This is a genomic window from Streptomyces sp. SID3343, assembly GCF_009865215.1.
In the GTDB taxonomy this organism is placed as follows: Bacteria; Actinomycetota; Actinomycetes; order Streptomycetales; family Streptomycetaceae; genus Embleya.
The window spans coordinates 1-547 of the sequence record NZ_WWJX01000980.1; the positions used below are offsets into that span (position 1 = coordinate 1).

The 547-nt window shown below is 75.5% G+C and carries 1 pseudogene; it reads right to left on the reverse strand.

The features are described 5' to 3' along the window. Positions 1-262: 262 nt before the first annotated feature. Positions 263-547, reverse strand: a pseudogene (locus GT354_RS30630) (acetyl-CoA carboxyl transferase); the annotation flags it as partial.

Below are 547 nucleotides of genomic sequence, written 5' to 3' on the forward strand. Positions count from 1 at the left end.
ACTGGCCGACCCGCGACCCCCTTCCCTGCGGCCCGGTCCGCCCGTGCCGAAAACCCCGTGCGCGACGGCGCGATCGAGCCGTCGCACGCTCGGGAGACGGGGCGCCGGGCCGAGCCGGCCCGTCCTGGCCCGTGCTCGGACGGGTCGGGCTGTGCCGGCCCGGTTCCCGGACCACTGCCAGGCTAGGAAGCGGCGGGACTTGCCGTCCGGGACTCCCACCCCTAGTCACTCGTCCGAGTGAAGCGGGCGTCACTCGCTCGGGTCACAGTCCGAGCCTGCGGTATCGGGCGAGCCGGGCCGCCACCCGAGCGTCCCCATCCAGCGCGCGCAACGCGGTGAGCTCGTGCTCCAACACCCCCGCGACGCGCCGCACGAACGCGCCGGGCTCCTCGGCGGCGTCCGGGAGTTCGGGCACGACCCGGTCCACGATGTGATCGCGCAACAGGTCGGCCGAGCGGATCCCCTGCCGGCCGGCGATCTCGGCGGCGCGCTCGGTCGTGCGGTACAAGATCGCCGACGCGCCCTCCGGCGGCAGCGGCGACAGCCA